Here is a 26287-nt window from a genome sequence, read left to right as displayed (position 1 = left end):
CCATGAAGAACAAGCGGATACTGATAACCGGCGGTGCCGGCCTCGTCGGCTCTCACATTGCGGATCTGGTTGCGCAGGAGCAGCCTCGTGAAATCCTGGTGCTGGACAATTTCGTGCGCGGCCGCCGCGAAAATCTGGTTCAGGCGATTGGCGCAGCACCCGTCACCATCATTGAAGGTGATATACGGGATCGCGCCCTTCTGGCGAAAACCTTCGAAGGGGTTGATATCGTTTTCCATCAGGCGGCAATCCGGATCACCCAATGCGCCGAGGAGCCGCGGCTTGCTTTCGATGTCTTGGCGGGCGGCACGTTTGACGTTCTCGAAGCTGCCGTCAAAGCCGGCGTTTCGAAAGTGATTGCAGCGTCTTCGGCATCGGTTCTCGGCCTTGCCGAGAGCTTTCCAACGACCGAAGAGCACCATCCCTACAACAACCGGACGATCTATGGAGCGGCGAAGACCTTCAACGAAGGCCTGTTGCGCAGCTTTGCCGACATGTATGGCCTGCAATATGTGGCACTGCGTTACTTCAACGTGTACGGCCCGCGCATGGACGTCTACGGCGTCTATACCGAGGTCCTTATTCGCTGGATGGAGCGCCTTGCCGCCGGCTTGGCACCGATCATCCACGGTGATGGCACACAGACGATGGATTTCGTTCATATCCGCGATATCGCCCGCGCCAATCTGCTTGCGGCGAAATCGGATGTCACTGACGAGGTGTTCAACGTTGCAAGTGGCGAAGAGACCAGCCTGAATGAGCTCGCCACGATGTTGACGAAGGTCATGGGCTATTCGATGGAGCCCGAGCATCAGCCAGCGCGGAAAGTCAACAACGTCACCCGCCGGTTGGCTGATACTAACAAAGCCGAGCGGCTTCTCGGCTTCAAGACGGAGATATCGCTTGAAGAGGGTCTGCGTGATCTCGTCGCCTGGTGGCGGCAGGAGCGTGCTTTGGGAGGGCAGGCAGCATGAGCGCCATGCTTCCACAAATCCCGGTCGCCAAACCCTTCCTCGATGAAGAGGAAGCAGAAGCCACGCGGCGTGTAATCTTGTCCGGATGGGTTACCCAAGGGCCCGAGGTTGCGGCCTTCGAGCGTGAATTCGGCGAATTTGTCGGTGCGCCGCACGCCTGCGCCGTTTCCAACTGCACGACTGCACTTCATCTCGCCTTGCGGGCGGTCGGCATCGGCCCTGGCGACGAGGTCATTACCGTCAGCCATTCCTTTATCGCGACGGCAAATGCCATCCGGTATGACGGCGGCATACCTGTCTTTGTCGATATCGGCAGCAACGGGTTCAATATCGATCCCGATCTTATCGAGGCGGCGGTGACGCCGCGCACGAAGGCTATTCTGTGCGTGCATCAGCTGGGCATGCCCTGCGACCTTACCCGCATCGTCGAGATCGGCCACAGGCTTTCCATTCCAGTTATCGAGGATGCCGCCTGTGCGTCCGGCAGTGAAATCCTGTGGGACGGGGTATGGCAGAAGGTCGGGCGTCCGCATGGCGATATTGCCTGCTTTTCCTTCCACCCGCGCAAGGTGATTACCACCGGAGACGGTGGAATGCTGACCACCAACAACGCCGAGTATGATCGCAAATTCCGTCTGTGGCGCCAGCATGGCATGGATGTAGCCGACACCGTTCGCCACGGTTCGCGCCAGGTGATCTATGAAAGCTATCCGGAGCTCGGATACAACTACCGCATGACCGATATGCAGGCTGCGGTCGGCCGCGTGCAGCTCAAGCGTCTTCCCACCCTCGTCGCCCGCCGTCGTTACCTCGCAAATCTCTATACCGAAAGCCTCGGAGATATCTCTTGGTTGGAAACGCCGGTCGAGCCTGCATGGGCGCGGTCCAATTGGCAGAGCTATTGTGTCAAACTTCCGCCGTGGCTCGACCAGCGCGCCACGATGCAGGTGCTGCTCGACAAGGGAATTTCGACCCGCCGCGGGATTATGAACACCCATCGCGAGGCAGCTTACGCCAATCCGGCGTCGCACCGCATTTCAGGAAAGCTCACCCATAGCGTTACCGCTCAGGAAGGAGCGATCATCCTGCCGCTGTTTGCGCAGATGACTGACGATGAGGTGCGGTTTGTCGCTGACGTTCTGCGTGACATGTGCAGTGACCGACGCACTGCGACGGCGTGATTTCTCTGATAGTCTAAGCCTGTGCATGTTTTAGCCGCGATGCGCTTTCCCCGCATCGCGGCTCTTTCATGTCGTTTAGATAGACTTCGTAATCCATTTCCTGATCGGCCGCGGCAGTGTTTCCGGCGGCAGAAGCTGGATCAGCATTTTCAGTGAATAGAGTCCGCTTACAAGGACGGCGGCTGATCCGAGCGCGGTTGCCTGCCAGAATGGCAGAACGAACGTCGCGCCGAATATCAGGGCTGACAAGGCGAGAAAGATTGAGCCGATCCGCAGGTTGGCGGCGGACCACCTAAATCCGGTAAGCCTTCGGGAAATCACGTAGATGAGAATTCCATGCCAGACGTAAAGCCCGAAAAATGCTGCTGCAGCCCCGACCAGTCCAAACTGTTTCACCAGTAGCCAGGCAAGTCCGATATGCACCAACGTCGCTGCTACATCGGTCCAGAAAAAGATCGCCTGCTCGCCTTTTGCCAGCACAATGTACCCCATCGGCCAAGCAATGATCCGAAGCAGCATACCGAGACAAATCCAGCGCAGCAGATCCGCTGCAGCAAAGAATTCGGGCGAGTAGAACAGCCACATGACCATTGGCGCGAATGTCAAGGTTGCGAGCACGCCGGGACCCGCAAGCAACAGGCTAACCTGCGTCTGTTCGTTGACCATGCGATTGCATGCGGGATGATCATTGGCGATCGCCGTCAGGCGGGGATAGAAATCCGTACCCATGGCTTGAAGGATGAAGCCGGCATAGAGGCTGCCGAGCGCCCAGGCGGATTGGTAAAGCCCGGCTTCCGCAATGCCGCCGTGCTGCAGCACGATGATGCGGACGACATAGGCGGCGGCCAGCGTCAGCAATCCGCTGACCATGAAAACAAGGCCCAGTTTGATCAGCCCCCCCAGTTCGTGGCGCATCTGGGGCGTCGATAGACTGACGGTGCAGTGGGTCATCTGGCGACTGTACCACCACGATGTGAGAAGCGTGACGGCAGCGACTGCGACGAGGGATGGTGCAATGCCTTGTGAACCGAAGATGTAGATGAAGGGAAGGGTAATGACAGTGGTGAAGAAGGCGGTCAGCACGTTGATACGCGCAAGCGTCGAGATTTCGCGCATTCCCTGAACCAGCGCTGTCTGGCCTGCCGAGGCAAGCCGGAAGAAGATGGCAAGCGATAGCAACGCAACGCCCGCCACGTGCTGATGGTTGCCGAACGTAAGCAGGGATACGGGTGCTGCCAGTGCGGCGAGCATCAGCGTGCCCGCGATGCCAAGAACGAACGAGATTCTTTGCAAGACGAAAGCCGTTCGCGCGATCTTTTCGGCATCGCCGGTTCCAATCGATTCGGCGATCTGGCGAACGCCGCTCGACTGGATTCCGAGACCCGCAAGGGTCTGGGCAATGTCGGCGATCGAACTGTAGATCCCCATCAACCCGACCCCTTCCGGGCCGAGCAGCACCGCCATGGCCTTATTGCGGATAATGGAGAAAAACACCGTTACCAGCGACGAGCCGCCGATCAGGATCGTCGATTTAAGAATCTGGGTATAGCTTTGCCCGTGGGGCGAGGTTTCCTGCACGGTCATGGATCGGTTAAACCTCGCGCTTGTCATGAGGTGAAGGATAGTCAGGGTAATCCCGGTCGATGATGCGCCGCACGACCGTTTCCACGCTTGATTGCCAGCTTGGTGCGCGCCAGCCGAAAGTCCGCTCGAACTTCTCAGTGGATAGGCCTGAGCTCGCCGGGCGCTTGGCTCTGGTGCGGTAACCGGTGGAAACAATCTCGTCGACATCGGCCGCTGGGCCGCCGTAGGCGCGGCTGACTTTGAAAATATGCTTGGCGAACCCGGACCAGTTGGTCTCGCCGGAGCCGGTCACATGATAGATGCCGGAAAAATGCCGTGCCTGATGTGTCGCCACCAACAGGATTGCGTTTGCAAGGTCCAGCGCTGATGTCGGGTTCCCCCAATGATCGGCAACGACGGCGATCTTGTCGCGTTCTGATGCGATGCGCAGCATGGTTCTGACGAAGTTGGTGCCGAAGGGACTGTAGACCCAGCTCGTTCGCAGAATGATGTGGCGGGGATTGCCGCTTGCGACCGCACGCTCGCCTCGCAGCTTGGTGTAACCGTACACGGTCTTCGGTTCGGCCTCGTCATCTTCAAGGTAAGGGTAGGGATCGGTTCCTGAGAAAACATAGTCCGTGGACAGATGAATGATCGGCACGCGCAACACAGCGGCAGCTTCTGCAACTGCCGCCGCCCCCGTCACATTGACCGCATATGCAAGGTTCTGTTCGTCCTCGGCTCGGTCGACGGCGGTATAGGCGGCGGCCGATATGACGATTTCAGGTTTTGCGGTGAGAATGGTTTGCCGTACCGACGCGGGATCGGTCAGGTCGAACTCCGGCCGCCCGACGGTGATCAACTCGATCTCCTCCATATCGGCAGCGGCCTCGACAAGGCTGGTCACGACCTGACCATTCTTGCCGGTCACCAGAATTTTCATTGTGGCGTTGCCCGTCGGCCAAAGCGGCCGCCATCTTCTGGAATATCCGCCCTGATGGCGCTATGGGCCGGTTTGTCGTCGAAAGCCCCCTTTATCATGCCGATGCTCATGGATCACACTCCTCAAGCATATCGAAAAGTTCCGCCTCTTCGAGCGAAGCCGCCATGCGGTCATTGTTGGAAACTTGAAATTTGGACGGGTTCATGGGCCATATGATGCCGATGTCCGCATCATCGAAGCGGATTGAACGGCTATGGCTGGCCGAGTATGGATTGGTGACCTTGTAGATCACCTCCGTGTCCGGTTCGAGTGTCAGAAAGCCGTGTGCGAACCCCTTTGGAATCAGCACCTGATTCCATTTGTCGGCCGAAATGCGAACGGCGGTCCAGTGGGCAAAGCTGGTTGAACCTCTGCGGATATCGACGGCGACGTCGAAGATCGACCCCTTGGCCACCCTCACCAGCTTGTCCTGAGCGTAAGGCGGCAACTGGTAATGCAGGCCTCGCAGAACGCCCGCCGCAATGGAGCGGGAGTGATTGTCCTGCACGAAATTCAGCGTCACGCCATGTTCAGCGAGCTGATGCGCGCTCCAGGTCTCCGAGAAGAAGCCCCTGTCGTCATCGACCTTCGCCGGGAGGACTTCCAGAACGCCTTCCAATCCGAGCGATTTGATCTGGAAGCTCATGATGCAAACGCCTCCGCGCGGTGATGGTGGATAGTGTTGCTAGCCAGACAAGTCCCCAAGAGCCTTTCCTGCAAGTGGCGTGGCGCACGATCTATGAAAGCACCTTGCTCCCTCATTGGCTGGCCTGTTCGGCTTGCGCGTTCCCGTCAACCGGAAGGCTGGTTGATGCCGCCGATGCGTTCGATACTGGTGGCTTCTGGCGAAGGACACGCACGACATCGCCAGGCTGGAGGACTGTCGTCTCTGCTGCGGCAATCTCCTTGGCAATGCCCTCGACCTGGCGCGTTACGGTAAAGGCGAGGGGCTCCTCGCCGGCTTGCGAACCGGCGCCGGCCGATAACGCGCTGAGCAGCATCTTCTGCGTGGTGTCACGTTTCAATTTCAGCTGATCGAGGGTGGCCTGCTCTGCCTGCAGTTCCGAGGCGACCTCGGTGTGCTGCTTGTCGCTGAGACCATCGAGATTGCGTGTCGCTTCGGCGATATTCTGGCGTGCCCGCATGATCGAGGTGACGAGATCGAGACGGTTGGCATGGTAGCTACGCAACGTCCTTTCCAGGTCCGATTGGCGTGTCGGAAGCGCGATGCCGCGCTCGACCATGGCTTTTACATTGCTCAGTTCCTTTTGGATCGACACAATGTCTTCATCGGCGCCAATTATCTTTTTCTCGATGACGTCTATTTCGGACGTCAAAAGGTTGCGCAGTTCGCCATAGGATTTCGACTGGCGGTCCAGATCGTTCAGGCGCGCGGTATGAATGACCTGTTCCTGCTGGAAGATTGCCGATGCCAGGCCGGGGTCATCCTGCGGTACCATGTCAGGGCGCATTTCCTTTGCCCCGGAAATTTCGGCCTGAAGCCGGACGATCTTGATCTCGCTGCGCAGCGTGGCGTTGGCGATCTCCTGCAACTGTCCGACATAGCCGGTTTTATCGACGGAATTTTGGGTGCCGTTCAGCGGCCGGAATTCGCCGCCGCTCATCGCCAGTGACTGCAGCACGGTTATGCCCGGATGAAACTTGTATTCTCCCGGCGCATTGACATTTCCAACGACATAAACCGGCGGCTGCTCCAGAATTTCGACCGTTGTCTCAGGCGTTTCCACCAACCCGATCTTGGCCTTCAGCCGTTTGGCTACTTCGGTTGCGAGGCCGGCGTTGTCGAGGCCGCCGACCGGCAGAGTGCCGACCACCGGAAGCGTCACCGTGCCCGTTTGCGAAATCCGGAACTCGCCGCCGAGGGCATCCCATCTCTCGTAGGCGCCCTTCGTCGGCATCCACTGGACAATCGTCAGGCGAAATCTGGTTTGTGGCGTCAGTTGAGAGCCATCCGCGAGCGCGGGCGTGAACAGGCCGCCAAAAATACTTGCCGCGAACAGTACCGGAAGCGCAGGACATAATTCGCAGTAACGCCGGAAAAATGCGGTCAATGTCTTTCTCCAAAGCTTAAAACCCCGAGCGTCCCGTTGCCGGGGTGCAGCGCTCAGTGTGCCGAATAGACAGCGATTGAGAAGGGGAAGAGCGGCGGTTCTGCTTCATCAATATTGCTGATACCGGCATGCCGCGCTTCTCTGGAAGGTAGAGACATTAATCTCGATTGTTATTGCTCGCCCCAAAGGCGAGTTCAGGCAAGGGAGGGGTAGGGGAAAAGGCGAATGCCCCCCGTCGGTTGGAGGCCGCATAGGGTGCCGTCATCGTCCGTTAGGATGAGAGGCCGTGCGGCGATATCCCCAGGTACATTGATCGTCGCTCCTCTCTCAGCCCTTTTGCGCCGTCGCGGCCATCCCTTGCGTAAGCTACAGTCTCGCGAGTGGTGCGTGAATTCCGTTTGCTCTGTCAACATGGCAAGCACAGGCGGGCTTTGACTGATGGATGCGGATATGATGCTGTTGGATGGGAATGAGCATGACGCTGCGGGTGCCAGAAAACGGCTTGAACCCCAGCGCGTCCTATTGATTCTAACAAACAGCGGCAGCATATCGGAGCGTCTGATTGACGCTGTCGAGCGGGAGTTCCCATGGGTTCTGGTCGAACAGGTAGACGCTGTCGACGCTGCCTGTGAAGCCTTCGCTCATCCTGTCGCTCTCATCCTGGTGGATACCGCATTGATGAAGAAGGCGGAAGCGGAAGCGGCCGAGATGTTGCGCGCTCACCCGCACGCTTTGACCGCGGTGATCGAGCCCTATGACAAGGTTCTCGTCACATCCCTGCAAGATGTCGTCAACTCTCCGCTTGTTCGCAGCGTTTTGCCGATGGATTTGAGGCTGGACGTCTGGCTGTCGATCATCCGCCTTTTGCTTTGCGGCGGCGAGTATTTTCCGCCAGGATTTATTATGCAGGCGAAAACACGCGACCAGAAGACGGCCTCATCCGACGGTGCCGGTTCTCTCCATGGCCAAGATTTTCGGCCTATCCACATGCCTGAATTGACCATCCGGGAATCCCAAATTCTAAAAATGGTCTCGCACGGTCTTCAGAACAAGCTGATTGCCGTGGAATGCGGATTGTCGGAGCATACGGTCAAGATCCATCTGCACCACATCATCCGCAAACTGGGTGTGCACAACAGGACAGAGGCAGCGGCACGGTTCCGCAATCTGCATGACAACGCGCGGTCGCTGAACGAAAATTAGTGGTCCAAGCGCAGCTTCCCAAACCTCCACCTCTGGTAAGTCTATGACTTTAGGAAAGCGCCGCCTGCAACAGCGTATCTCCGCAGGCGAGGATTGGAAGCATCGCCATTGTATGGACTCTACCCGCTGACGACTCCGGCCACGCCGGAAGTGAAAACGTTGGAGGAGCCTGCCAGGACAAACTGGCCCGTCGCTCAATTTTCGTCCACGATTCTCCTCAACGCCGAGGCGAATTTCGTTGATCGTCGAGTCTCGTCGATGATAATCGGGCCTACTTTGGTCTCTGCTAGTTGTTCTTTTGGGTCAGCCTCAGCGTCGAACTCAGAAGGCTCGAGGCGCCGAGTTCGACCGGAAGATCCTTTCGGCCGTTCGTCGTATGGATCTGCGAGATCTGCAGGAACCGCCCGGCGTCCAGATCAGGCGATCGGTCACGTGGCCCTCGATCATCATGACGCCGCGAACGACCCATTCAAGGGCATCGGCGCGCAGCATCACCGTGTAGCCGATGATGGTGCCGTCCCGCAGTTTTGCCGCAAACTTTTCACCGGATGTGCAACCCGTTTGATCACGCCATAGAAACTTCACGCCAAACCGATGCTGTCGTTGAATAGTCTATGCGCTGCGACTTTTGCCAGATGGCCGCCACCGCCGTGGCTTGGAAGCGGCCATCTCGCCGAGTTTTGGCGAGGATCTGTCTGGACGCGTGCTCCCGTTTGATCGTGATGCGGCGGTTCTCTATGCCACCATCGCCACGGATCGTCGCAGAGCCGGGTGGCCCATCTGCGCATCATCGGCAGCGTTGTCGAAACCCTTGTCGCGCTGGAGGACCCGCAGGCTGTTATGGCGCGGATTGCCTGACCCGGCGACCCGCATTGTCTCGCTGACGGTGACCGAAAAGGGGTACTGCCACAATCCGGCGACCGGTATGCTGGATTACGATCATCCCGATGTAATCCACGATCTGCAAAATCCGGAAAACCCTAGATCGGCCATCGGCTTCATCGTCGAGGCTTTGGCCCGCCGGCGGGCGGCGGGCGTGGCTGCGTACACGCTTCTGTCCTGCCACAATCTTCCGCCGAACGGCCATGTGCTGAAGCGTGTCAGCCGTTTTGCCGAGCTCAGGGATCCGGGGCTGGCCGCTTTCGTCGCCGAGGTCGCTTGCCCATCCACCATGATCGCCGGATCGTGCCGGCAACGACGGATCCCGATCGTACCGTGATTGCGGGTGCTCTTGGTGTTGAGGATGCCTGGCCGGTGGTGACCGAGCCATTCCGGCAATTGGGGCGGCACTTGGCCGGCCGGTTTGGGAGGCGGGGGCGCCGTCTTCGTGCCCGAGGTTTCGGCCTTCGAGACGATGAAACTGCGGCTGCTCAACGGCGGTCATTCAACCCTTGCCTATGCGGGCAGGAGCTTCCTATGACCGGCTGGTGCTTGGGGTTGCCGCATGGATGTCTTATGCCCGCGGGTTTGATGAGGCTGAAAAGGCAATTGATGTTCGTGATCCACTGGCCGGACGCATCGCGACATGATCCGGAAAAGATCGTCGCGGTCTTCCTGAGCCTGACGGAGGTCTTCGGTGACGACTTGGACCGCAATGCCGCTTTCCGGGCGAGGCGTGTTGTTGCCGTGTCGAGTTTACGATCGAGTGGAGCCGCTTCGGCGCTGTCGGCCTGGCGGCAGCTTAGCGTTTAACATCGGCATTTTCTGGAGAATCCGCGCTTCAACTCATGAGCACAGTGACTAAAAGTCTACCAGCAGGTTTGCTTGCGCCGCATTTGACTGTGAGCCATCGGCGAATTCACCCGAATAGGTCAGCGTCAGGCGAGCCGACTTGGAGAGTTTGGCGGTAATGCCTGCCCTCACCACCACGGCATCGCTTGGCATTGCCACACCTTCAATCACGAACGGTGTGCCGCCGGAAAAAGCGAGGCGGGAGGATGGTGCCAGATCGCCGGTGGCGTGCTGCCAACCCAGCATTCCCGTGATGGCAACGGGGAATCCGTCAGTTGGCAGATCGGACGAGAAGCGGATGCCTGCCGTCGATATCGCAACCGCATCCGAGCCGCCTGCAGCCGACAATGGTGCCGCGCCGCCGCTCTCGCGGAAATCATCTGTATTAAGATGGATGTAGGCAAGATTGGCGAAGGGCTGGAGTTGGATATCATCCATCTCAAGCGACCAGGAGATATCCCCGAAAACCTGTGTGGTGGTGCTATCGTAGTTGGCTGCCAGCCCGTCGGCAAACGTGCTGAAGGAAACGCCACGACGGGTTGACGCCTCGTTGCGGGAGTAAATGGCGCCACCGGTGAAGTCCAGCGGCCCAATACCGCCCGACGTATAGAGGCCGGCATGATAGGACTTGGCTCTCGCCTGCGGCTGCATCGAAAGATGGCTATAACCGAGCAGACCGCCCAAGCGCCATTGATCGGAAATCGCCGCATCGGCCCCAAACATCGCGCCGCCAACACGGCCATCGACGCCCGTTGCATTGGCGTCACCTGAGAGGCTGTTTGCGGCGAGGAAGCCGGATGTCCAGAACGCCACATCGTCGGCCTGCGCGGAATGCCGCCCGGCAGAAGGGTGCGTTTGGTCGAGTATCGCTTCACGCTGGAAACGGCTCTCCCACAGCAGCTCGCTCTTGAGGGAGGCGTGAACTTCTCCGTTTAGCTGCGAGAAGGCGCTGCCAGCGGTTTGAGCGTCCAGTGGCAGCACGGCCAGAAAGAGCGGGTTTGACGATCCCAGAGCCTCAACGGCAGTCGCTGCTGCGCGATCATTTTTCGCCGCCGCGACATCCGCAAAATGCACGTCATTGCGATCAAGCCCGAGATCGACGGTTTTGGGCCCGTAGGTCAGCGTCGGCGACAGGAAGGCAAAATCGCTGGCAATGGTATAGAAGGTCCCAGTTATGCTACCGGCGGTCAGGATCGTGTAGTCTGTCGCCACGCCATAGGTGCTGCTTGCGGCCTTGATATCCAATGTGCCACCTTCGATGACGAGCGCCCCCGTGGTATTCACCCGATCGGAAAGTCCAGTGCCGTCGATCTCGACCTCATAGGTTGAGCCAGATCGCAATGTAAGGTTCCCATTGACAGCAAGCGTCTGGATGCCGGGTCCTGGTGCCAGTATGCCACCGGCATTCACCGACAGTCCCCCGGCGACACCGCTTCCTGATAATAGGCCGCCATCAAAAACGTCGATCGTCCCGGTGACCGTACCTTGATTGATGAACGCACCGCCCATGACCGACGCCGTCCCGTTGATCGTTCCGGAATTGGAGAATGTTCCGTCGCTGTTAACCAGCGATGCAATCGTTCCGTCGCTTTGAGCGTTGCCGGCATTTGCGACTGCACCAGCCGTTGCACCGCTGTTGTTGGTGAACGTGCCCTGCGTGCCGATGCTGACGTCACCGAGCGCCGCGTTGTTGACGACGTTGCCACCGCTTGCCGTCGTGGTGCCGGTGACCGTGCCACCGCCATTGTTCGTGAAGGTCCCGGCGTCGTTCTGAAGGGATGCGACGGTGCCTGCATTCGATACGGTGCCTGAGTTCCGGATCGTGCCGGCTGTGGCGCCGCTGTTGTTGACGAAAGTGGCTACAGCTGCGACGTCGGCGTCGGTAATGACGAAATTATTCGCAACGGTGCCGCCGGAAATGGTCGTTTTCCCCGTGACCGTGCCACCGGCATTGTTGGTAAAGTTTCCTCCCGTGTTCGTCAGGGAGGCAATCGATCCGGCATTTGACGAGTTACCGGCGTTTGTCACCGCACCGCCGGTAGCACCGGTTGTGTTGGTGAAGCTGGCGTCCGCGCCGACATTGACGCCCTTGACGGTCGCATTGTTCGTGACGTTGCCGCCGGTAATCGCCGTTTCGCCCGTCACCTCGCCGCCGAAGTTGTTCGTGAACGCTCCGGCGTCATTCTGGAGCGAACCGATGATACCCCCATTCGATATGGTGCCGGAGTTCCGGATTGCGCCGGCCGTTGCGCCGTTGTTGTTAACGAAGGCGGCTGCGGCTGCGACATCCGCATCCGTAATGACAAAATTGTTGGTGACGGTTCCGCCGGAGATCGTCGTCTTACCGGCAATGGTCCCGCCGGTATTGTTGGTGAAGTTGCCTGCCGTGTTCGTCAGGGCTTCGAGCGTTCCGGCATTTGAAGCGGTGCCGTCATTGGTGATCTTGCCGGTGGTGGCAGTGCTGTTGTTGACGAATGTTCCCCCTGACGAGACGGCTACATTGCCTACCGTTCCGTTGTTGGAAAGCGATGTGCCCGTACCGACAGCGGCGGCACCAAGCGTGCCGTTCACAGCGACGTTTCCGGTGTTGAGCGTCAACCGGCCGTTGAGGTCACCGTCGATAAACAGGCTGCCGCCGTTGAGGTCGACATCCGAGTTCAACACGCCACCCGCGTTAATGCCAACGCTGCCCGATGAGATCGCACTGCCGCTCGTGACGGTTAAGGCGCCCGTATTGGTGATCGTGAGATTGCCGCCGTTCACGCCCAGCGCACCGATCGAGACGTCATTGGTGACCTGCGGTGAACCATTGTGGACGGCAGCTGCGTCATCAACCCCCGGCAGGACGGGATTCCAGTTCGAACCATTGCTGAACTCGTTATCCGCACTGCCCGACCATACGGACTGAGCAAGAGAAGGCACAGTCAGGGCGGCAGAAACCAACGCTGTGAAAAGGCCCAGACGCCTGGAGAATGCCGGAAGCAGTTGATTTGTCATTGATCGGCCGATGCAAGCGAGTGCCGACATCCATCGGCGGGATAGGTAACAACCCTTATCCAACCCTGGTTAATGAATATTTAATCTTTTCCCTCCGCTCGCCATTTGGTTGCAAGTGGTCCTTTGATCTGCGTGCTCTTGCGAACTGGAACGGTTATTGCATGACCTCTAATATACATTCATGTCGGAAGGAAAAGTGTCATGAGTTCGAACATGTCGCATCAATTTCCTGCACTCTGGATACTCATGAGCGTTGGAGAAAGGTACAAACTCATCGAATCCGTTGATGAGGCCGCGCATTTGTTGATTGATCATTGGCCCTCTCATGAGGGTTGTGAATACATTGGTGCACTGGCTGTCTGCCGCGATGCGCTGCTGGGTGCCGTTCCGGCTTCCAAGGCCCGGGAAGCGCTGATCCGGGCAGCGGATGAGGCGCTTATCTCCTACATCTGCGTGGTCCAGGGAGGCAGGACCTTCAATTTCTTGGGCGGCGGTAGTCCGGCCGGAAAAAGAGGTTCGAAGCATCGATCCTGGTTTGGGAACGGAGCGTAGGGATAAGGTTTTCATGCCCCATTTTGGGGCACCCTGGAAAGCCGCTGTTTCCGCCGTCCGCACATGGCCGGACGACCGGCTCTGTGCCGGTTGTTACCTCAGTGACGCGGCCGATTCAGCTTGAAGGTGAGATTTGGCGCTGGTTCCACTCTGAACTGGCGCCTGACTTGGCGGGATGCGGAAGCGTCGAACAATGAGCCGGGCAAAGGGTTGGTCAGACGCCAACGGCAGGGCGTAGCATCATCCGGCACGATCTGATGGGGTACATCAGCGATCGGGATGACCCATTCCGGTTTTTTCAGGCCCAAATCATGATTGGCGATCCAAGTGAGAACGGCAAAAGTCCTTCCCTCATACTCGATCGATGAGAAATGGGCGGTTCGGGACGAGACATCCGCCTGAACGGCATGCTCGATTTCGGAATCCGAAATAACATGAATATCAATCTTGGTCGTCATCTGCATCTTTCCGGCCGTTCGCGCGTGATGGATTGATATAGTCCGGCTGTGTACCCTTCTGCAACCTGCTGGCGCAGGCTCTCGCAACTGCGTAGGAGACCCTGCGCTATCGCATTCAGAAATACGGGCTTCTGCGCGATAAAGCATCGACCGTCAGTGTCAGCCGGTTAGCACTCTGGTGGCTGGGGCGGTATGACGGGCTCGTCGAAGGTGCGCTGCAATTTACCCCAGCCGGGTTCGTGCATGTGGGGCTGCAGTCCTGCACGCGCGGCCAGTGCCAGCGCCTCCTGCTGTCCGAATTCAATTGCCGCCTCGACATCTGCCGTCAGTACCTTGCCACCTTCCATCAGCATCTTGCCATCGACGATAACGGTGTCGACGTCGCTTCCCAAGACCTGGTGCACGAGCCGGTGGACCGGCATCCACATCGGCATGAGGTGCGGTTTGCGCATGTCGATGATGGCGATATCTGCCTTCTTGCCGACTTCAAGGGAGCCGATCTCATGCTCCATGCCGATGGCCCGGGCAGCGTCAATGGTGATCATCTCGAAGATTTTGCCCGGCGGTAGCAGGTAGCGGTCGTGGTTGTGGAGGAGATGTTGCGTGAACTGCGCCACCCGTGCGGTCTGCAGCATGTCGAAATGCCGGCTCGGTGCTGCGCCATCGGTTGTAATCGCCACCCTGATACCCTTGGACATCATTTCCATGATCGGCGTCGAGCGTCCAGGAGGCGCGTGGGTGACGTGGGTTCCGGTTTCGGCAAGGATGTCCATCTCTTCGTGCGAGATGCCCCAGCAATGCTGGAGGTGGATGTCAGGTCCCAGCAGTGCATTTTCCTTGTCCTGGAAGGCCATGCGGATCTGCCCGGCAAAGGCATCGGAATGCAGGCGCACGCCCCATTTGCGGGCGGTTTCACGTACGCGGCGTGCCTGGTACCGATCGTTTTCCGTCAATTTTACCGCCTGATCGGGTGACGATGCATTCGACGGTTCGACCGACGGAACGATAGTGAAAGGCGTCAGGAAGACACTGATGCGGCCATCGGAGCTGCCGTTCAGCGCCTCGATGACGGCTTCGCTGCCCTCGATCATCTCCTCAAAGGCGATGTGCCGGCGTTCGGGCTTGCCGCTTTCCCACCGTGTCACCGGATGCGGCCAGGGCAAACCCGAAGGTCCGACGCAGATGATCTCGCGCAGTCCGATCTCGCTATAGGCGCGGGCATGGTTGATGGCGAAGACCGGATCATCCGCGCGTGGCATCGAGGTGATGATGCTGGTACCGGTGGTCACGCCGGCGCGAAGCCGTTCGAGGCCGGAGACGAGGCCATCGGCATACCAGTAGTCGCGGGTGACATAATGATAATAGGTCGGGGTGACGACACGCATCCACATCGCATTGGTGTCGGCTGCAACGCTGCGGATGAGAGCGTGGCCCGCATGGCCATGGGCATCGATCAGCCCCGGGATGATCAGCTTGCCGCAGCAGTCTATGATTGTCTTGTCGGTGTGACGCGGCTCAAGTTCTTCCGCGGTGCCGATGTTTACGATCCTGTCACCGGCAATGGCCAGCGCTCCATCCTCAATAGTGCGCCGCTCTTGATCGACGGTCACAATCGTACCGTGAAGCAGCAGATAATTTCCCATCCCGTTTCCTCCTGATTTTTCAGTCACCATGTTCGGCGATATATGCATCAATTTTGGCGACGATAATTGTCAACAATATCATTGACAATAGAAACAGGTGAAACAATACTCCCTTCTGCCTGAGGGCTTGGCCATACAGGCTCGTCAACAATCAATAAGGGGGGAATCATGTCCCGTGTGAAAAGCCTAATTCTTGCCGCGCTGACAGCGGCTGCCATCGCTGCACCTGCCAGCGCAGAAACTCTTCGCTGGGGCGGGCGCGCCGATATTTTCTCGCTTGATCCCTATTCCGTTCCGTCCACGTCGAACCTCGCCTTCCTCAACCATATTTATGAGGGCTTGGTACGTTACGATGCGGACTTCAAGATCGAGCCAGCGCTCGCTACCGAGTGGAAGCTCATTAATGACAAGCACTGGCGCTTTACCCTGCGCAAGGGTGTCAAGTTCCACGACGGCGCCGATTTTATGGCCGACGATGTGGTGGCTTCCTTCAAGCGTGCCTCGGATGAGACCTCGCCGCTACGTGGCAATATCCCGCTATTTGCCGGCGTCACCAAAGTTGATGACTACACCGTTGACATCGAAGTAACCGCGCCGACCTCGCTGTTCCTCAATGATATCACCAATATCTTCATCTTCGATGCCAAGTGGCTGAAGGATAACAACAGCGAAAAACCGACCGATTTTGCATCCAAGGTCGAAGGCTACACCACGCAGCACACCAATGGCACAGGGCCCTTCAAGCTGGAAAGCCGCGTCCCGGACAGCAAGACCGTTCTCGTCGTCAATGATGGCTGGTGGGACGAACAGAAGCATAATCTCGATCGCATCGAGTTCATGCCGATCTCATCGGCCGCAACGCGTGTCGCAGCCGTTCTGTCAGGCGAAATCGACGTGATCGATTCCGCACCGATCCAGGATCTGCCGCGTCTGGAATCCTCGCCTGGAATCACCGTCAAAAAACGTACGGAACTGCGGACCGTGTTCGTGGCGTTCAACCGCAAGGAAAAGCTGGAAGATGGGCGGCCGAACCCGTTCAACGACCTGCGCGCGCGTCAGGCATTCGAAGCGTCGGTTGACCGCGATCTGATCAATAAAAAAGTGATGCGCGGTCTCGCACGTCCTTCGGGTTCACTCATTGCCCCGGAAATCTCCGGTTATGCCAAGTCGCTCGATACCTACAGCCCCGCTGATCCGGCGCGCGCGCAGCAGCTTTTGGCTGACGCCGGCATGAAAGACCTCGCCTTCACCTATATGTGCATGAACGACGAGAGCATCAACGAAGAGGATATCTGCTCCGGTATCGTCAACATGTTGAAGCGCGGCGGTTTCCAGCCGACCATGGATATCGCTCCGCGCGCCGTCCAGACGCCGAAGCGCAGCAATGGCAAGGCCGACGTGTTCAACCTGAGCTGGGCAAACGAGCCGACGCTCGACGCTTACTCGCTCCTGTCGCAGGTCCTTTCGACCCGCAAGGGAGCGATGGGCGTTTCCAACTACGGCGGCTGGTCAAATCCGGAAATCGACAAGCTGGTCGATCAGGCAGCCCACGAGCCGGACAATACGAAGCGTTTGGCGCTGGAAGAAGCGGCTCTGAAGATCGCCAAGGATGAGACCATGCTCATTCCTCTGCATCAGCAACCGATTGCCTGGGCCATGCTGAGCACGGTCAAGAGCGTCGATTTCCGCGCCGACAACAAGCCGCGTCACTGGCATACTATGATGGGCAAATAATCGTCCAAAGACCAGTTTTGACAGGAAAAGAGCGTTTCATGGCCCCATGAGGCGCTCTTTTCATTGGAACTCCAGTCTCTTTAGCCGCTTCAGGACATACCATGACATCCGATCCCCTACACACGCTGACGCTCGGCCAACGGCCGGCGGGCCGCACCCTCTTGACCGCCGACTGGGTTCTCGCCTGGCGTGACGGTACACATCATCTCGTGCCGCATGGCGAAATCGTCATGGAAGACGGCGCCGTGATTTTTGCCGGTCTCTCGTTTCCCGGTGAGGTTGCTCGCCGGATCGATTTCGGTGAAGCCCTTGTCAGCCCCGGCCTGATTGATCTGGATGCACTGTCAGATCTCGATACCTATACGCTGGTTCACGACAACCAGCCGGGATGGGCGAGGGGGCGCATCTGGCCGCAATCCTATGTCGAGCGCGGCCCCTATGAAATGTATAGTGAGAAGGAACTTGCCTTTCAGAAGCGCTTTGCCTTCGGTCTTCTGCTGTTGAACGGCATCACCACCGCCGCACCGGTCGCCTCGCTTTATTATCGCGAATGGGGCGAGACTGTCGCCGAGTTCGAGGCGGCGGCCGATGCGGCTGGCGACCTTGGTCTTCGCGTTTTCCTCAGTCCGGCCTACCGCTCAGGCGGCATGGTGCTGGAAGCGCCGGGCCGAATGGTGCCGGTCTTTGATGAGGCGAGGGGGCTACAAGGCCTGCGCAATGCCGTATCCTTCATCAAGCATCAGCAGGGGCGTCACGGCGGGCTCGTCAATGGCCTGCTGGCACCGGATCGGGTGGAGACCTGCACGCTGGAACTGCTCAAGCAGACCATGGCGGCAGCGCGCGATCTGGATTGCCGGGCAAGGCTGCATATGGCGCAAGGACCGCTGGAGCTCGAGACGATGCAGCGGTTGCACGAGGCGAGCGGACCGCAATGGATGGCGAACCACGGGCTTTTGAGCGAACGGCTGATTGCGCCGCACGCCACCTATGCCAGCAGACGCGATCTTGAGCTTTATGCGGTCCACGGGGTATCCATCGCCCATTCGCCACTTGTATCGGCGCGGATGGGCAGCACGCTTCATTCCTTTGCAGCCTGCCGTGAACTCGGTATCAACATCGGCATGGCGACGGATACCGCGCCGCCCGACATGCTGATGAACCTTCTTATGGGTCTCATCGCCTGCCGCATCAGTGAAAAAAGGCCGGATGCCGTGCTGTCTGCTGATCTGTTCGATGCCGCGACGCTGGGCGGTGCCAGAGCGCTCGGCCGTACCGATATCGGCCGACTTGCGGCGGGCACCCGTGCGGATGTCGCCGTCTTCCGCCTCGACGACCCGCATATGACGCCCAGCGTCGATCCGATCACAACGCTGGTGCTTGGTGGCTCGGGCAAGGTTACCCAAGCGGTTTTTGTTGACGGGAGGCTATCCGTGCGGGAGGGCAAGCTGGCATGTTTCGATATGCACGATGCCCGCAGACGAGCTCAGAGCCAGTTCGAAGGTTTGGTTGCCAAATATCCCGATAGAAGCTGGGCGCATCCGCCCGTCGAGGCCTTGTTTTCGACAAGTTATCCGTTGTGGCCGGAAGGCGGCGGCGAAGATGTTGAGGAAACGGTGCTTTAATTGCGCAAAATTGTCTACAATTACGTTGACAACTTTTGAAACCTTGTCTTAATGGGGGGACGGCGAGAACAGGGGAGGTTGTACGTGAGGAGCGTACGTCTCGTGGTGGTGCTGGCATTGCGGCTCGTGTCCTGAAGGACACGCCGATCGTCTGCACCTTTGCATTTTGCTGCCAAGCGGCCATCCCTGTCCCTGAGCGTTATTGATCGAACCGTCCGGGCAGGATCTGCCCGTGGCTGGAGCGAAGCGGAGAGGTCACCATGCTAGTCTTCATCATCAAGCGTCTCGGAAATGCAATCCTGGTGATGCTATCCGTCGCCTTGCTCGCTTTTCTGATCTTCCGGCTTGCGGGCGACCCTGTCGAGTTGATGGTGGGCGAGCAGACGTCCCAGGCCGACCGCGCGGCTCTTCGCGAGCGTCTCGGCCTCAACGATAGCCTGCCGACGCAATATATCCGTTTCGTCACCAACGCGGTGCAGGGTGATTTCGGTGTTTCCTACCGCAATGGCCAAAAAGTACTGCCCGTGATTGCCGAGCGATTCCCGGCGACGCTGGAGCTGGTTCTGGTCGCGACGGTCCTCTCCTTACTGTTCGGTCTTCCGCTTGGCATCCTGACCGCGATCAAGCGCGGCAAATGGTACACGGAGAGCCTGCAATTCCTGTCCATTGTCGGCGTGTCTCTGCCGAGCTTCGTCGTCGGCATCCTGCTGATCCTCGTCTTTTCGGTGATCCTGGGCTGGGCGCCCGCGTTTGGGCGCGGTGAAGTGGTGCAGATCGGATGGTGGTCCACGGGTTTCCTGACCTCGTCCGGGCTGGCGGCACTGATCCTGCCCTCGATCGCCTTGTCGCTCTATCAGATCACTCTGGTGCTGCGGCTGGTAAGGGCGGAAATGCTCGAAGTGCTGCGCTCCGACTATGTTAAATTTGCCAGGGCACGCGGTATCCCGCGCTGGCGCATCTACTTCCGCCATGCGCTACGCAACTGTCTCATGCCGGTCGTCACGATGACGGCCATGAATGTCGGAGCGCTGATTGCCTTCGCGCTGATCACCGAGACCGTCTTCCAGTGGCCTGGCATGGGCATGCTCTTCATCCAGGCTGTGACCTTTCTCGATATCCCGGTCATGGCAGCTTACCTCTGCATCATTTCCTTCATCTTTGTTGTCCTCAACATGCTGGTTGATATCGCCTACGCGGTGATTGATCCCCGCCTGCGCAACGCACGTTAAGAAACGGGGCCGGTTCGATGACCACTGAACTTCCGCAAACGGCCAAGGCCGCTCGTCCCACGCTGTTCAAGCGCATACGCAACAGCGATCTCTGTTGGTCTTTCAGCCAGAGCAGGTCAGCGCAGATCAGCGCCATTTTGCTGGCGATCCTCATCCTGACGGCAATCTTTGCGCCGTTGATCGCGCCGCAGAACCCCTATGACGGGGCACTACTCGATATGTGGAAAGCCGAACTACCGCCGATCTGGCAGGACGGCGGCGAGTGGCCTTATTTGCTGGGGACCGACACGCAGGGCCGCGACATGCTCTCGGCCATCCTTTACGGCACGCGCATCTCGATCGTCATCGGCATTGCCTCCGTGGCTTTGTCCCTGGTCATCGGTTTGACCGCTGGTCTGATTGCCGGATACTTCGGCGGTTTCATAGACAACCTGCTGATGCGCATTGGCGACATCATGCTCTCTATTCCCACAATCCTCGTTGCGATCCTCGTTTCAACCGTCGTGCGCCAGATGCTGCCGGAGAGCCTTCGCGAGATCGGTGCATCGGCCGTGCTTGTCCTCGCCATCGCCCTCTCGGCATGGGTGCAATATGCCCGAACGGTGCGTGCCCAGGCGATCGTGGAGAGCGGCAAGGACTATGTGCAGGCGGCCAAACTGATTGGTGTACCGTCCCGGCGCATTATGGCTCACCATATCCTGCCCAATACGCTGACACCGATCATGGTCGCCGCCACGCTCAATTTCGGGATGGCTATCCTGACGGAGGCGACGCTGTCGTTCCTGGGTATCGGCATGCCGCCGAGCCAACCTTCGCTTGGAACGCTGATCCGCATCGGCAATCAGTTCCTGTTTTCCGGTTCCTGGTGGATTGTCCTGTTCCCCGTCGCTCAACTCTGCCTGCTGGTCGTCACTGTCAATGTGCTCGGCGACTGGCTGCGCGATGCGCTCAATCCGAAACTGAGGTAAGTTCTATGCTCGATCTCTTGCTCCGCAATGTCAGGCCGATGGCCGGTGAAATCTGCGATGTCCTGATCAAGCACGGGAAAATTGCCGGTTTTGGAACGTTTGAGCCCCAACCCGGCATGGCCGTCGAGGACGGCGGTAACGCCATCGCGGTTCCCGGCTTGATCGATGCCCATACGCATCTCGATAAGACGACCTGGGGTATGCCCTGGCACGTCAACAACCGCGCCGCGGTGTTGCGCGAGCGGATCGATTTCGAACGGGAAAACCGCCTTGAGATCGGCATGGATCCGCATCGCCAGTCGATGCGCCACGCGATCGGGCTCGCCGCCAACGGCGGTACACATATCCGCAGCCATGTCGATATCGACCCAACCCACGGCCTTTCGCTCGTCGAGGGGGTCTGGGAAACCCGTGAAAAACTGAAGGGCATCATCGATATCGAGATAGTTGCCTTCCCACAGTCTGGGGTTATGGTCATGCCCGGCACCGTCGAGCTTCTGGACGAAGCTCTCCGTCAGGGTTGCGAAGTGCTGGGCGGCATCGATCCCTGCGGCATCGACCGCGATCCCAAGGGCCAGCTCGACATCCTCTTTGCCCTTGCCGTCAAGCACGGCGTTCCAATCGACATTCACCTGCATGAGGCAACCGACCTCGGCGCCTTCACCATGGAGCTGATTTTCGAGCGCATCCGCGCCAACGGCATGGAAGGCAAAGTCGCAATCAGCCACGCCTTCGCGCTCGGCATGAACGACTATCTGCGTGTCGGCAAGCTGATCGACGAGATCGCCCGCCTTGATGTCGCGATCCTGACGACGGGAGCGCCTTCAGCCAACGTGCCCTCTATCATGCGGCTGAAGGAAGCCGGCGTGCGTGTCGGCGGCGGCTGTGACGGTATCCGCGATACCTGGGGGCCGTGGGGTCAGCCTGATATGCTGGACCGTGCCAAGGTCATCGGCATGAAAAACGGGCTACGTTCGGACATTGAGCTCGCTCATGTTCTGCATGTGGTTTCCCAAGGGGGAGCCGATGTAATGCGGCTAGAAAACTACGGTCTGGAAATCGGGTGCAATGCCGATTTGACCCTTTTGACCGGCGAGACGCTCGCCCATGCTGTGGTTGATATCGCACCGCGACCGCTGGTCTTGAAGGCCGGTCAAGTCACCGCTCGACGGGGCAAAGCCTTGGTGGAGATGCCGTGATGAACGAAACCTTGGCATCCCTTACACTTGGCCGCCGTCCGGAAGGTCGCACGCTTGTTACCGCAAGCTGGGTGCTCGGCCACAAGGATGGCAGTCATCGGCTTTTGCGGAACGGCGAAGTTGTTTTCGAAAATGGCGAGATCCTTTTCGTCGGTCACCGGTTTGCCGGCGAGGTGGCCCGCCGCATCGATTTCGGCAACGCGCTGATCAGCCCCGGCCTTATCGATCTCGATGCGTTGTCCGACCTCGATACGACCATTCTGGGTATAGATAACCATCCCGGCTGGACCAAGGGCCGCGTCTGGCCGCGCTCCTATGTCGATGCTGGTCCCTACGAAATGTACAGCCAGGAAGAACTGGCCTTCCAGAAGCGCTTCGCATTCGGCCAGCTTCTCCTGAATGGCATCACGACAGCTGCACCCATCGCCTCGCTGTTCTATCGCGAGTGGGGCGAAACGATCGGCGAATTCGACGCTGCGGCTGATGCCGCCGGCGAGCTCGGCTTGCGTGTTTATCTCAGCCCTGCCTATCGCTCCGGCGGCATGGTTTTGGAAAGTCCCGGCCAGATCGTTCCGATTTTTGACGAAGAGCGGGGCGTGCAGGGACTGAACGACGCCATCGCCTATATCGAGCGACAGCACGGCCGCCATGGCGATCTCGTGCGCGGCATGCTGGCGCCGGATCGGGTCGAAACCTCGACACTGGGCCTTCTGCAACGCACGGACGCCGCCGCACGCGATCTCGGCGTCAAATTCCGCCTGCACATGGCGCAAGGCGCCATGGAAGTCGATACCGTCCGCATGCTGCATGGCTCGACCGCACCGGTCTGGCTTGCCAAGGCTGGCCTTCTCAGCGACCGGCTGATCGCGCCGCACGCCACCAATGCGACCGAGGAAGATTTGTCGCGCTATGCAGAGAACGGTGTTTCGATCGTGCATTGTCCGCTGGTTTCCGGGCGTGGCGGCAGCACGCTGAATTCCTTCTCGGCCTGCCGCAAGCGCGGCATCAACATTGCGATGGGTACGGATACGGCACCTGCCGACATGCTGATGAACCTGCTCGTCGGACTGATCACCTGCCGCATCAACGACCGTGCACCCGACCAGGTGCGATCGGCAGACCTCTACGACGCCGCAACGCTTGGCGGTGCACGCGCTCTCGGACGTGCGGATCTCGGTCACCTGTCGCCGGGTGCCCGCGCCGACCTTGCTGTCTTCGATCTCGGCGATACCGTTATGGCGCCGTCCATCGACCCCATTACGACGCTCGTTACCGGCGGCTCCGGCAAGGTCAGCCGTGCCGTCTTCGTCGATGGCCGTGTCTCCATGCTGAACCGCCAGCTTGCGGGCATAGACATGGAGAAAGCCCGCGTCCAGGCGCAGGCGCAGTATGACGGGCTGATCGCCAAATATCCGGAACGGAGCTGGAACAATCCGCCAGTTTCGGAAATCTTCTCGCCAAGCTATCCGATCGAGGTTGATACCCATGGGTGAAGCAGAAAAAGCGGTCATCGACGTCCGCAATCTCAAGGTCGAATTTCCAGGCCGCCGTGGCACGGTGACGCCGCTGTCGGACATCAGCCTTTCCATCCGCGCGGGCGAGATCCTCGGCGTCGTCGGCGAATCCGGCGCCGGAAAATCGATGACGGGCCTTGCGATCCAGGGCTTGCTTGAGCGGCCCGGCCGCATCAGCGGCGGCGAAATCTGGCTCGGCGACCGCCGGATCGACACGCTCGATGATCGCGCGATGGAGCAGATCAGAGGCCGGGAAATCGGGGCAATCTTCCAGGATCCGCTGACGTCGCTCAATCCGTTGTTTACTGTCGGCTCGCAGTTGACGGAAACGATCCGGCTGCATCTAGCGATGGGAAAGGTCGAGGCACGGGCACGGGCCGTGCAGCTTCTGCGTGATGTTGGCATTCCAGCGCCCGAGGAGCGGATCGACCACTATCCACACCAGTTTTCGGGCGGCATGCGCCAGCGCGTGGTTATCGCGCTCGCACTCTCGGCTTCCCCAAAACTCATCATTGCGGACGAGCCGACCACTGCGCTCGACGTTTCGATCCAGGCGCAGATCATTTCGCTGCTTCGCCGGCTCTGCAAGGAAAAGCAGACGGCGGTCATGCTGGTGACCCACGACATGGGTGTTATTGCCGAAGCGGCCGACCGCGTCGCCGTCATGTATGCGGGCCGCCTCATCGAAATCGGCCCGGTGGAACAGGTGCTGCACGCGCCTCGCCACCCCTATACGCAGGGGCTGATGGCGTCGATTCCCTCCCTTGGGGCGCGCGTTGAAAAACTCAACCAGATCGACGGCTCGATGCCGCGCCTTGACGCCATCCCCGCAGGTTGCGCCTTCAATCCGCGTTGCGTTTCCGTCGGTTCGCGCTGTCTGCGCGAGAGACCCGAACTTATAGCCGTTGGCGATGGCGCCAATGCCTGCTGGCTCAACGCGGGAGGAACAGCATGACCGTATCAGCTCAGAAAAAGCCAGCCTTGACCGTCAACGGTCTGGTCAAAACTTTTGACGTTTCCGCCCCCTGGCTCAACCGGGTGATTGAGCGCAAGCCGCGCCAGTTTGTTCAGGCGGTCAACGATATCGACTTTACTGTTCCTGCCGGTGGATGCCTGAGTATCGTCGGCGAAAGCGGCTGCGGCAAGTCCACGGTAGCCCGGCTTGTAACGGGTTTGCACAGAGCAAGTGCTGGAGAGATCCGGTTCGCTCCTGGCCGGACAGGTGCTCCGCTCGCTGCCCAGATGATCTTCCAGGATCCCTACGCCTCGCTCAATCCACGCTGGCGGGTGAAGAACATTATTGCGGAGCCCTTACGCGAGCTGAAATTGCGCGACACTGCTGCCGAAGTCATCGAGCGCGTCGAGGAGCTTCTCCTGACTGTCGGGCTTTCCGCGTCCGATGGAGAGAAATTTCCACACGAGTTTTCCGGCGGTCAGCGCCAGCGCATCTCCATTGCCCGTGCGTTGGCGAGCGAGCCGGAATTCCTTGTCTGCGACGAGCCGACTTCGGCGCTCGACGTCTCGGTCCAGGCCCAGGTTCTCAACCTCATGCGCAGTCTGCAGGATGAATTGGGCCTGACCTATCTCTTTATCAGCCACGACATGAGCGTGGTGCGCCATATGTCGGATCGCATCGCTGTCATGTATCTGGGCCGCATCGTCGAAGAGGGCGATACCGAGGAGCTTTTTGCCCGCCCGCGCCATCCCTATACGCAGCTTCTCCTGCAAACCATTCCCAACATCACTGCGCCGCGGCGTGACCGGGAACTGGCAAGCGGCGAAGTGCCAAGCCCACTCAAACCGCCGTCCGGATGCACATTCCATCCGCGCTGCCCGATCGCAACTGCGCGTTGTTCGGCGGAAGTGCCAGCCGTTCGCGCTCTCGCAAACGGTACGCGCGTCGCATGTCACCTTGCGATCGACGAACCAGTAAGTGCTTGAGCCTGTGGCTCAGCTCAGCGCTGCGCGCAGGTCGTGAGAAAGGTCGCGGATTTCGCTGAGGTCGAGTTCGGCTTCCACGTGGTCAAGATGATGGGCCATCAGATGGGTGGCCTTTCCGGCATCGTTGCTGGCAATCGCCTCGACGATTTCGGCATGTTCGTCCGGTCCGCAGTTGAATCGGTTGGTGTTGCGATAGACGGCGGTGATCAGCGACGAGCGGGAAATCAGATCCCGCATGGTCGTGAACAGGAAGTCGGAGCCAACGGTTTCGGCAAGCAGAAGATGAAAGCCGCCGGAGAGCTTGATGATGTCGGTGGTGATGTCCTGGGCGTTGGCAATCCGCTCCTTGGCAACATGGTCGCGCAGGCGCTTCAGGTTGGGCTTGGAGACCGATACGCACAGCCGCTCGATGACGCAGCGTTCCACCGTCCTTCGCACGAAGAAGACGTCCCGGGCTTCCTCAACCGAAGGCTTGCAAATGAAAGCACCGCGATTGGGAATGATGGTAACAAGCCCATCCCGCTCAAGAACGGCAAGCGCCTGGCGAATTCTCGCCCGGCTGACATTGAAAATCGTGGCCAGTTGCTCTTCCTTGAGCTGGACACCTGGCCGCAGCCTGCGCTCTGCGATGGACAGCCAGACTTTCTCGACAATTTGCTGTGTAGAAGGGCCACTTTGTTCAGTCATCAAATTCACTCCCCATTGGGGCTAGACAAGCGTGAAA

At 59.1% G+C, this 26287-nt stretch carries 20 protein-coding genes and 2 pseudogenes; 13 read left to right on the top strand and 9 right to left on the bottom strand.

Annotated elements, in window-relative coordinates; translation table 11 throughout:
• The first annotated feature begins 2 nt into the window (after window positions 1-2).
• Together ACP7E0_RS24940 and ACP7E0_RS24935 are read left to right on the top strand one after the other, a co-directional pair.
• A complete protein-coding gene (locus tag ACP7E0_RS24940) occupies window positions 3-974 on the top strand; it encodes an NAD-dependent epimerase/dehydratase family protein (protein ID WP_426128903.1) in 972 nt (323 codons plus the stop codon).
• Window positions 971-2155 carry a DegT/DnrJ/EryC1/StrS family aminotransferase gene (locus tag ACP7E0_RS24935; RefSeq protein WP_426128776.1) on the top strand — a complete coding sequence of 395 codons (1185 nt, stop codon included), beginning with the start codon at window positions 971-973 and terminating at the stop codon, window positions 2153-2155. Before ACP7E0_RS24940 ends, ACP7E0_RS24935 begins: the two co-directional genes overlap by 4 nt.
• Window positions 2156-2230: 75 nt before the next feature.
• On the opposite strand, the gene ACP7E0_RS24930 is transcribed toward ACP7E0_RS24935, so the two are convergent.
• From ACP7E0_RS24930 to ACP7E0_RS24915, 4 genes are all read right to left on the bottom strand, one after another.
• On the bottom strand, window positions 2231-3739 hold the full coding sequence (locus ACP7E0_RS24930; RefSeq protein WP_426128775.1) for an O-antigen translocase: 1509 nt from the start codon (window positions 3737-3739) through the stop codon (window positions 2231-2233).
• Between the two features lie 7 nt (window positions 3740-3746).
• Complete coding sequence (rfbD, locus tag ACP7E0_RS24925; RefSeq protein WP_426128773.1) at window positions 3747-4661, bottom strand: dTDP-4-dehydrorhamnose reductase; 915 nt, start codon at window positions 4659-4661, stop codon at window positions 3747-3749.
• Window positions 4662-4767: 106 nt separating this feature from the next.
• Window positions 4768-5346 carry a dTDP-4-dehydrorhamnose 3,5-epimerase gene (rfbC, locus tag ACP7E0_RS24920; RefSeq protein WP_426128771.1) on the bottom strand — a complete coding sequence of 193 codons (579 nt, stop codon included), beginning with the start codon at window positions 5344-5346 and terminating at the stop codon, window positions 4768-4770.
• A 112-nt stretch (window positions 5347-5458) separates the two neighbouring features.
• Window positions 5459-6772: a polysaccharide biosynthesis/export family protein gene (locus ACP7E0_RS24915; protein ID WP_426128769.1), complete on the bottom strand. Its 1314-nt coding sequence runs from the start codon at window positions 6770-6772 to the stop codon at window positions 5459-5461.
• Between the two features lie 450 nt (window positions 6773-7222).
• Between ACP7E0_RS24915 and ACP7E0_RS24910 the strand changes: the two genes are divergently transcribed.
• Window positions 7223-7975, top strand: coding sequence for a helix-turn-helix domain-containing protein (locus ACP7E0_RS24910; protein WP_426128767.1), 753 nt, complete (start codon window positions 7223-7225; stop codon window positions 7973-7975).
• 325 nt (window positions 7976-8300) lie between these two features.
• Here the strand turns inward: ACP7E0_RS24910 and ACP7E0_RS24905 are convergent.
• Window positions 8301-8494, bottom strand: a pseudogene (locus tag ACP7E0_RS24905) (AsnC family transcriptional regulator); the annotation flags it as partial.
• A 261-nt stretch (window positions 8495-8755) separates the two neighbouring features.
• On the opposite strand from ACP7E0_RS24905, the pseudogene ACP7E0_RS24900 reads away from it, so the two are divergent.
• Window positions 8756-9667 (top strand): annotated as a pseudogene (locus tag ACP7E0_RS24900) (hypothetical protein); the annotation flags it as partial.
• Between the two features lie 48 nt (window positions 9668-9715).
• On the opposite strand, the gene ACP7E0_RS24895 reads toward ACP7E0_RS24900, so the two are convergent.
• The gene (locus ACP7E0_RS24895) at window positions 9716-12703 is read right to left on the bottom strand and encodes an autotransporter outer membrane beta-barrel domain-containing protein (protein WP_426128765.1); all 2988 of its coding nucleotides are present in this window, start codon (window positions 12701-12703) and stop codon (window positions 9716-9718) included.
• Between the two features lie 201 nt (window positions 12704-12904).
• Between ACP7E0_RS24895 and ACP7E0_RS24890 the strand changes: the two genes are divergently transcribed.
• Complete coding sequence (locus tag ACP7E0_RS24890; RefSeq protein ID WP_426128763.1) at window positions 12905-13255, top strand: DUF982 domain-containing protein; 351 nt, start codon at window positions 12905-12907, stop codon at window positions 13253-13255.
• Window positions 13256-13353: 98 nt separating this feature from the next.
• Here the strand turns inward: ACP7E0_RS24890 and ACP7E0_RS24885 are convergent, their stop codons facing one another.
• Both ACP7E0_RS24885 and ACP7E0_RS24880 read right to left on the bottom strand, forming a co-directional pair.
• On the bottom strand, window positions 13354-13713 hold the full coding sequence (locus ACP7E0_RS24885) for a hypothetical protein (RefSeq protein ID WP_426128761.1): 360 nt from the start codon (window positions 13711-13713) through the stop codon (window positions 13354-13356).
• 167 nt (window positions 13714-13880) lie between these two features.
• On the bottom strand, window positions 13881-15356 hold the full coding sequence (locus tag ACP7E0_RS24880) for an amidohydrolase family protein (RefSeq protein ID WP_426128759.1): 1476 nt from the start codon (window positions 15354-15356) through the stop codon (window positions 13881-13883).
• A gap of 168 nt (window positions 15357-15524) precedes the next feature.
• On the opposite strand from ACP7E0_RS24880, the gene ACP7E0_RS24875 reads away from it, so the two are divergent.
• The 8 genes from ACP7E0_RS24875 (at window position 15525) to ACP7E0_RS24840 (ending at window position 25563) form a co-directional block, all read left to right on the top strand.
• The gene (locus ACP7E0_RS24875) at window positions 15525-17090 is read left to right on the top strand and encodes an ABC transporter substrate-binding protein (protein WP_426128757.1); all 1566 of its coding nucleotides are present in this window, start codon (window positions 15525-15527) and stop codon (window positions 17088-17090) included.
• Between the two features lie 101 nt (window positions 17091-17191).
• Window positions 17192-18712 (top strand): amidohydrolase family protein, encoded by a 1521-nt coding sequence (locus ACP7E0_RS24870; RefSeq protein ID WP_426128755.1) that lies wholly within the window; start codon window positions 17192-17194, stop codon window positions 18710-18712.
• A 260-nt stretch (window positions 18713-18972) separates the two neighbouring features.
• Entirely contained in the window at window positions 18973-19941 is a 969-nt protein-coding gene (locus tag ACP7E0_RS24865; RefSeq protein ID WP_426128753.1) for an ABC transporter permease, read from the top strand.
• Window positions 19942-19958: 17 nt separating this feature from the next.
• On the top strand, window positions 19959-20909 hold the full coding sequence (locus ACP7E0_RS24860) for an ABC transporter permease (RefSeq protein ID WP_426128751.1): 951 nt from the start codon (window positions 19959-19961) through the stop codon (window positions 20907-20909).
• Window positions 20910-20914: 5 nt separating this feature from the next.
• Window positions 20915-22108 (top strand): amidohydrolase family protein, encoded by a 1194-nt coding sequence (locus ACP7E0_RS24855; RefSeq protein ID WP_426128749.1) that lies wholly within the window; start codon window positions 20915-20917, stop codon window positions 22106-22108.
• On the top strand, window positions 22108-23601 hold the full coding sequence (locus ACP7E0_RS24850) for an amidohydrolase family protein (protein ID WP_426128748.1): 1494 nt from the start codon (window positions 22108-22110) through the stop codon (window positions 23599-23601). The genes ACP7E0_RS24855 and ACP7E0_RS24850 overlap by 1 nt, the downstream gene beginning before the upstream one ends.
• Complete coding sequence (locus ACP7E0_RS24845; RefSeq protein ID WP_426128746.1) at window positions 23594-24577, top strand: ABC transporter ATP-binding protein; 984 nt, start codon at window positions 23594-23596, stop codon at window positions 24575-24577. The genes ACP7E0_RS24850 and ACP7E0_RS24845 overlap by 8 nt, the downstream gene beginning before the upstream one ends.
• Complete coding sequence (locus tag ACP7E0_RS24840; protein WP_426128744.1) at window positions 24574-25563, top strand: ABC transporter ATP-binding protein; 990 nt, start codon at window positions 24574-24576, stop codon at window positions 25561-25563. Before ACP7E0_RS24845 ends, ACP7E0_RS24840 begins: the two co-directional genes overlap by 4 nt.
• A 9-nt stretch (window positions 25564-25572) precedes the next feature.
• Here the strand turns inward: ACP7E0_RS24840 and ACP7E0_RS24835 are convergent, their stop codons facing one another.
• Window positions 25573-26250: a GntR family transcriptional regulator gene (locus ACP7E0_RS24835; RefSeq protein ID WP_426128742.1), complete on the bottom strand. Its 678-nt coding sequence runs from the start codon at window positions 26248-26250 to the stop codon at window positions 25573-25575.
• Between the last annotated feature and the right edge of the window lie 37 nt (window positions 26251-26287).

This window comes from Pararhizobium sp. PWRC1-1 (assembly GCF_049897905.1).
GTDB lineage: Bacteria > Pseudomonadota > Alphaproteobacteria > Rhizobiales > Rhizobiaceae > Pararhizobium.
This window is presented reverse-complemented; position numbering and strand designations above follow the sequence as displayed.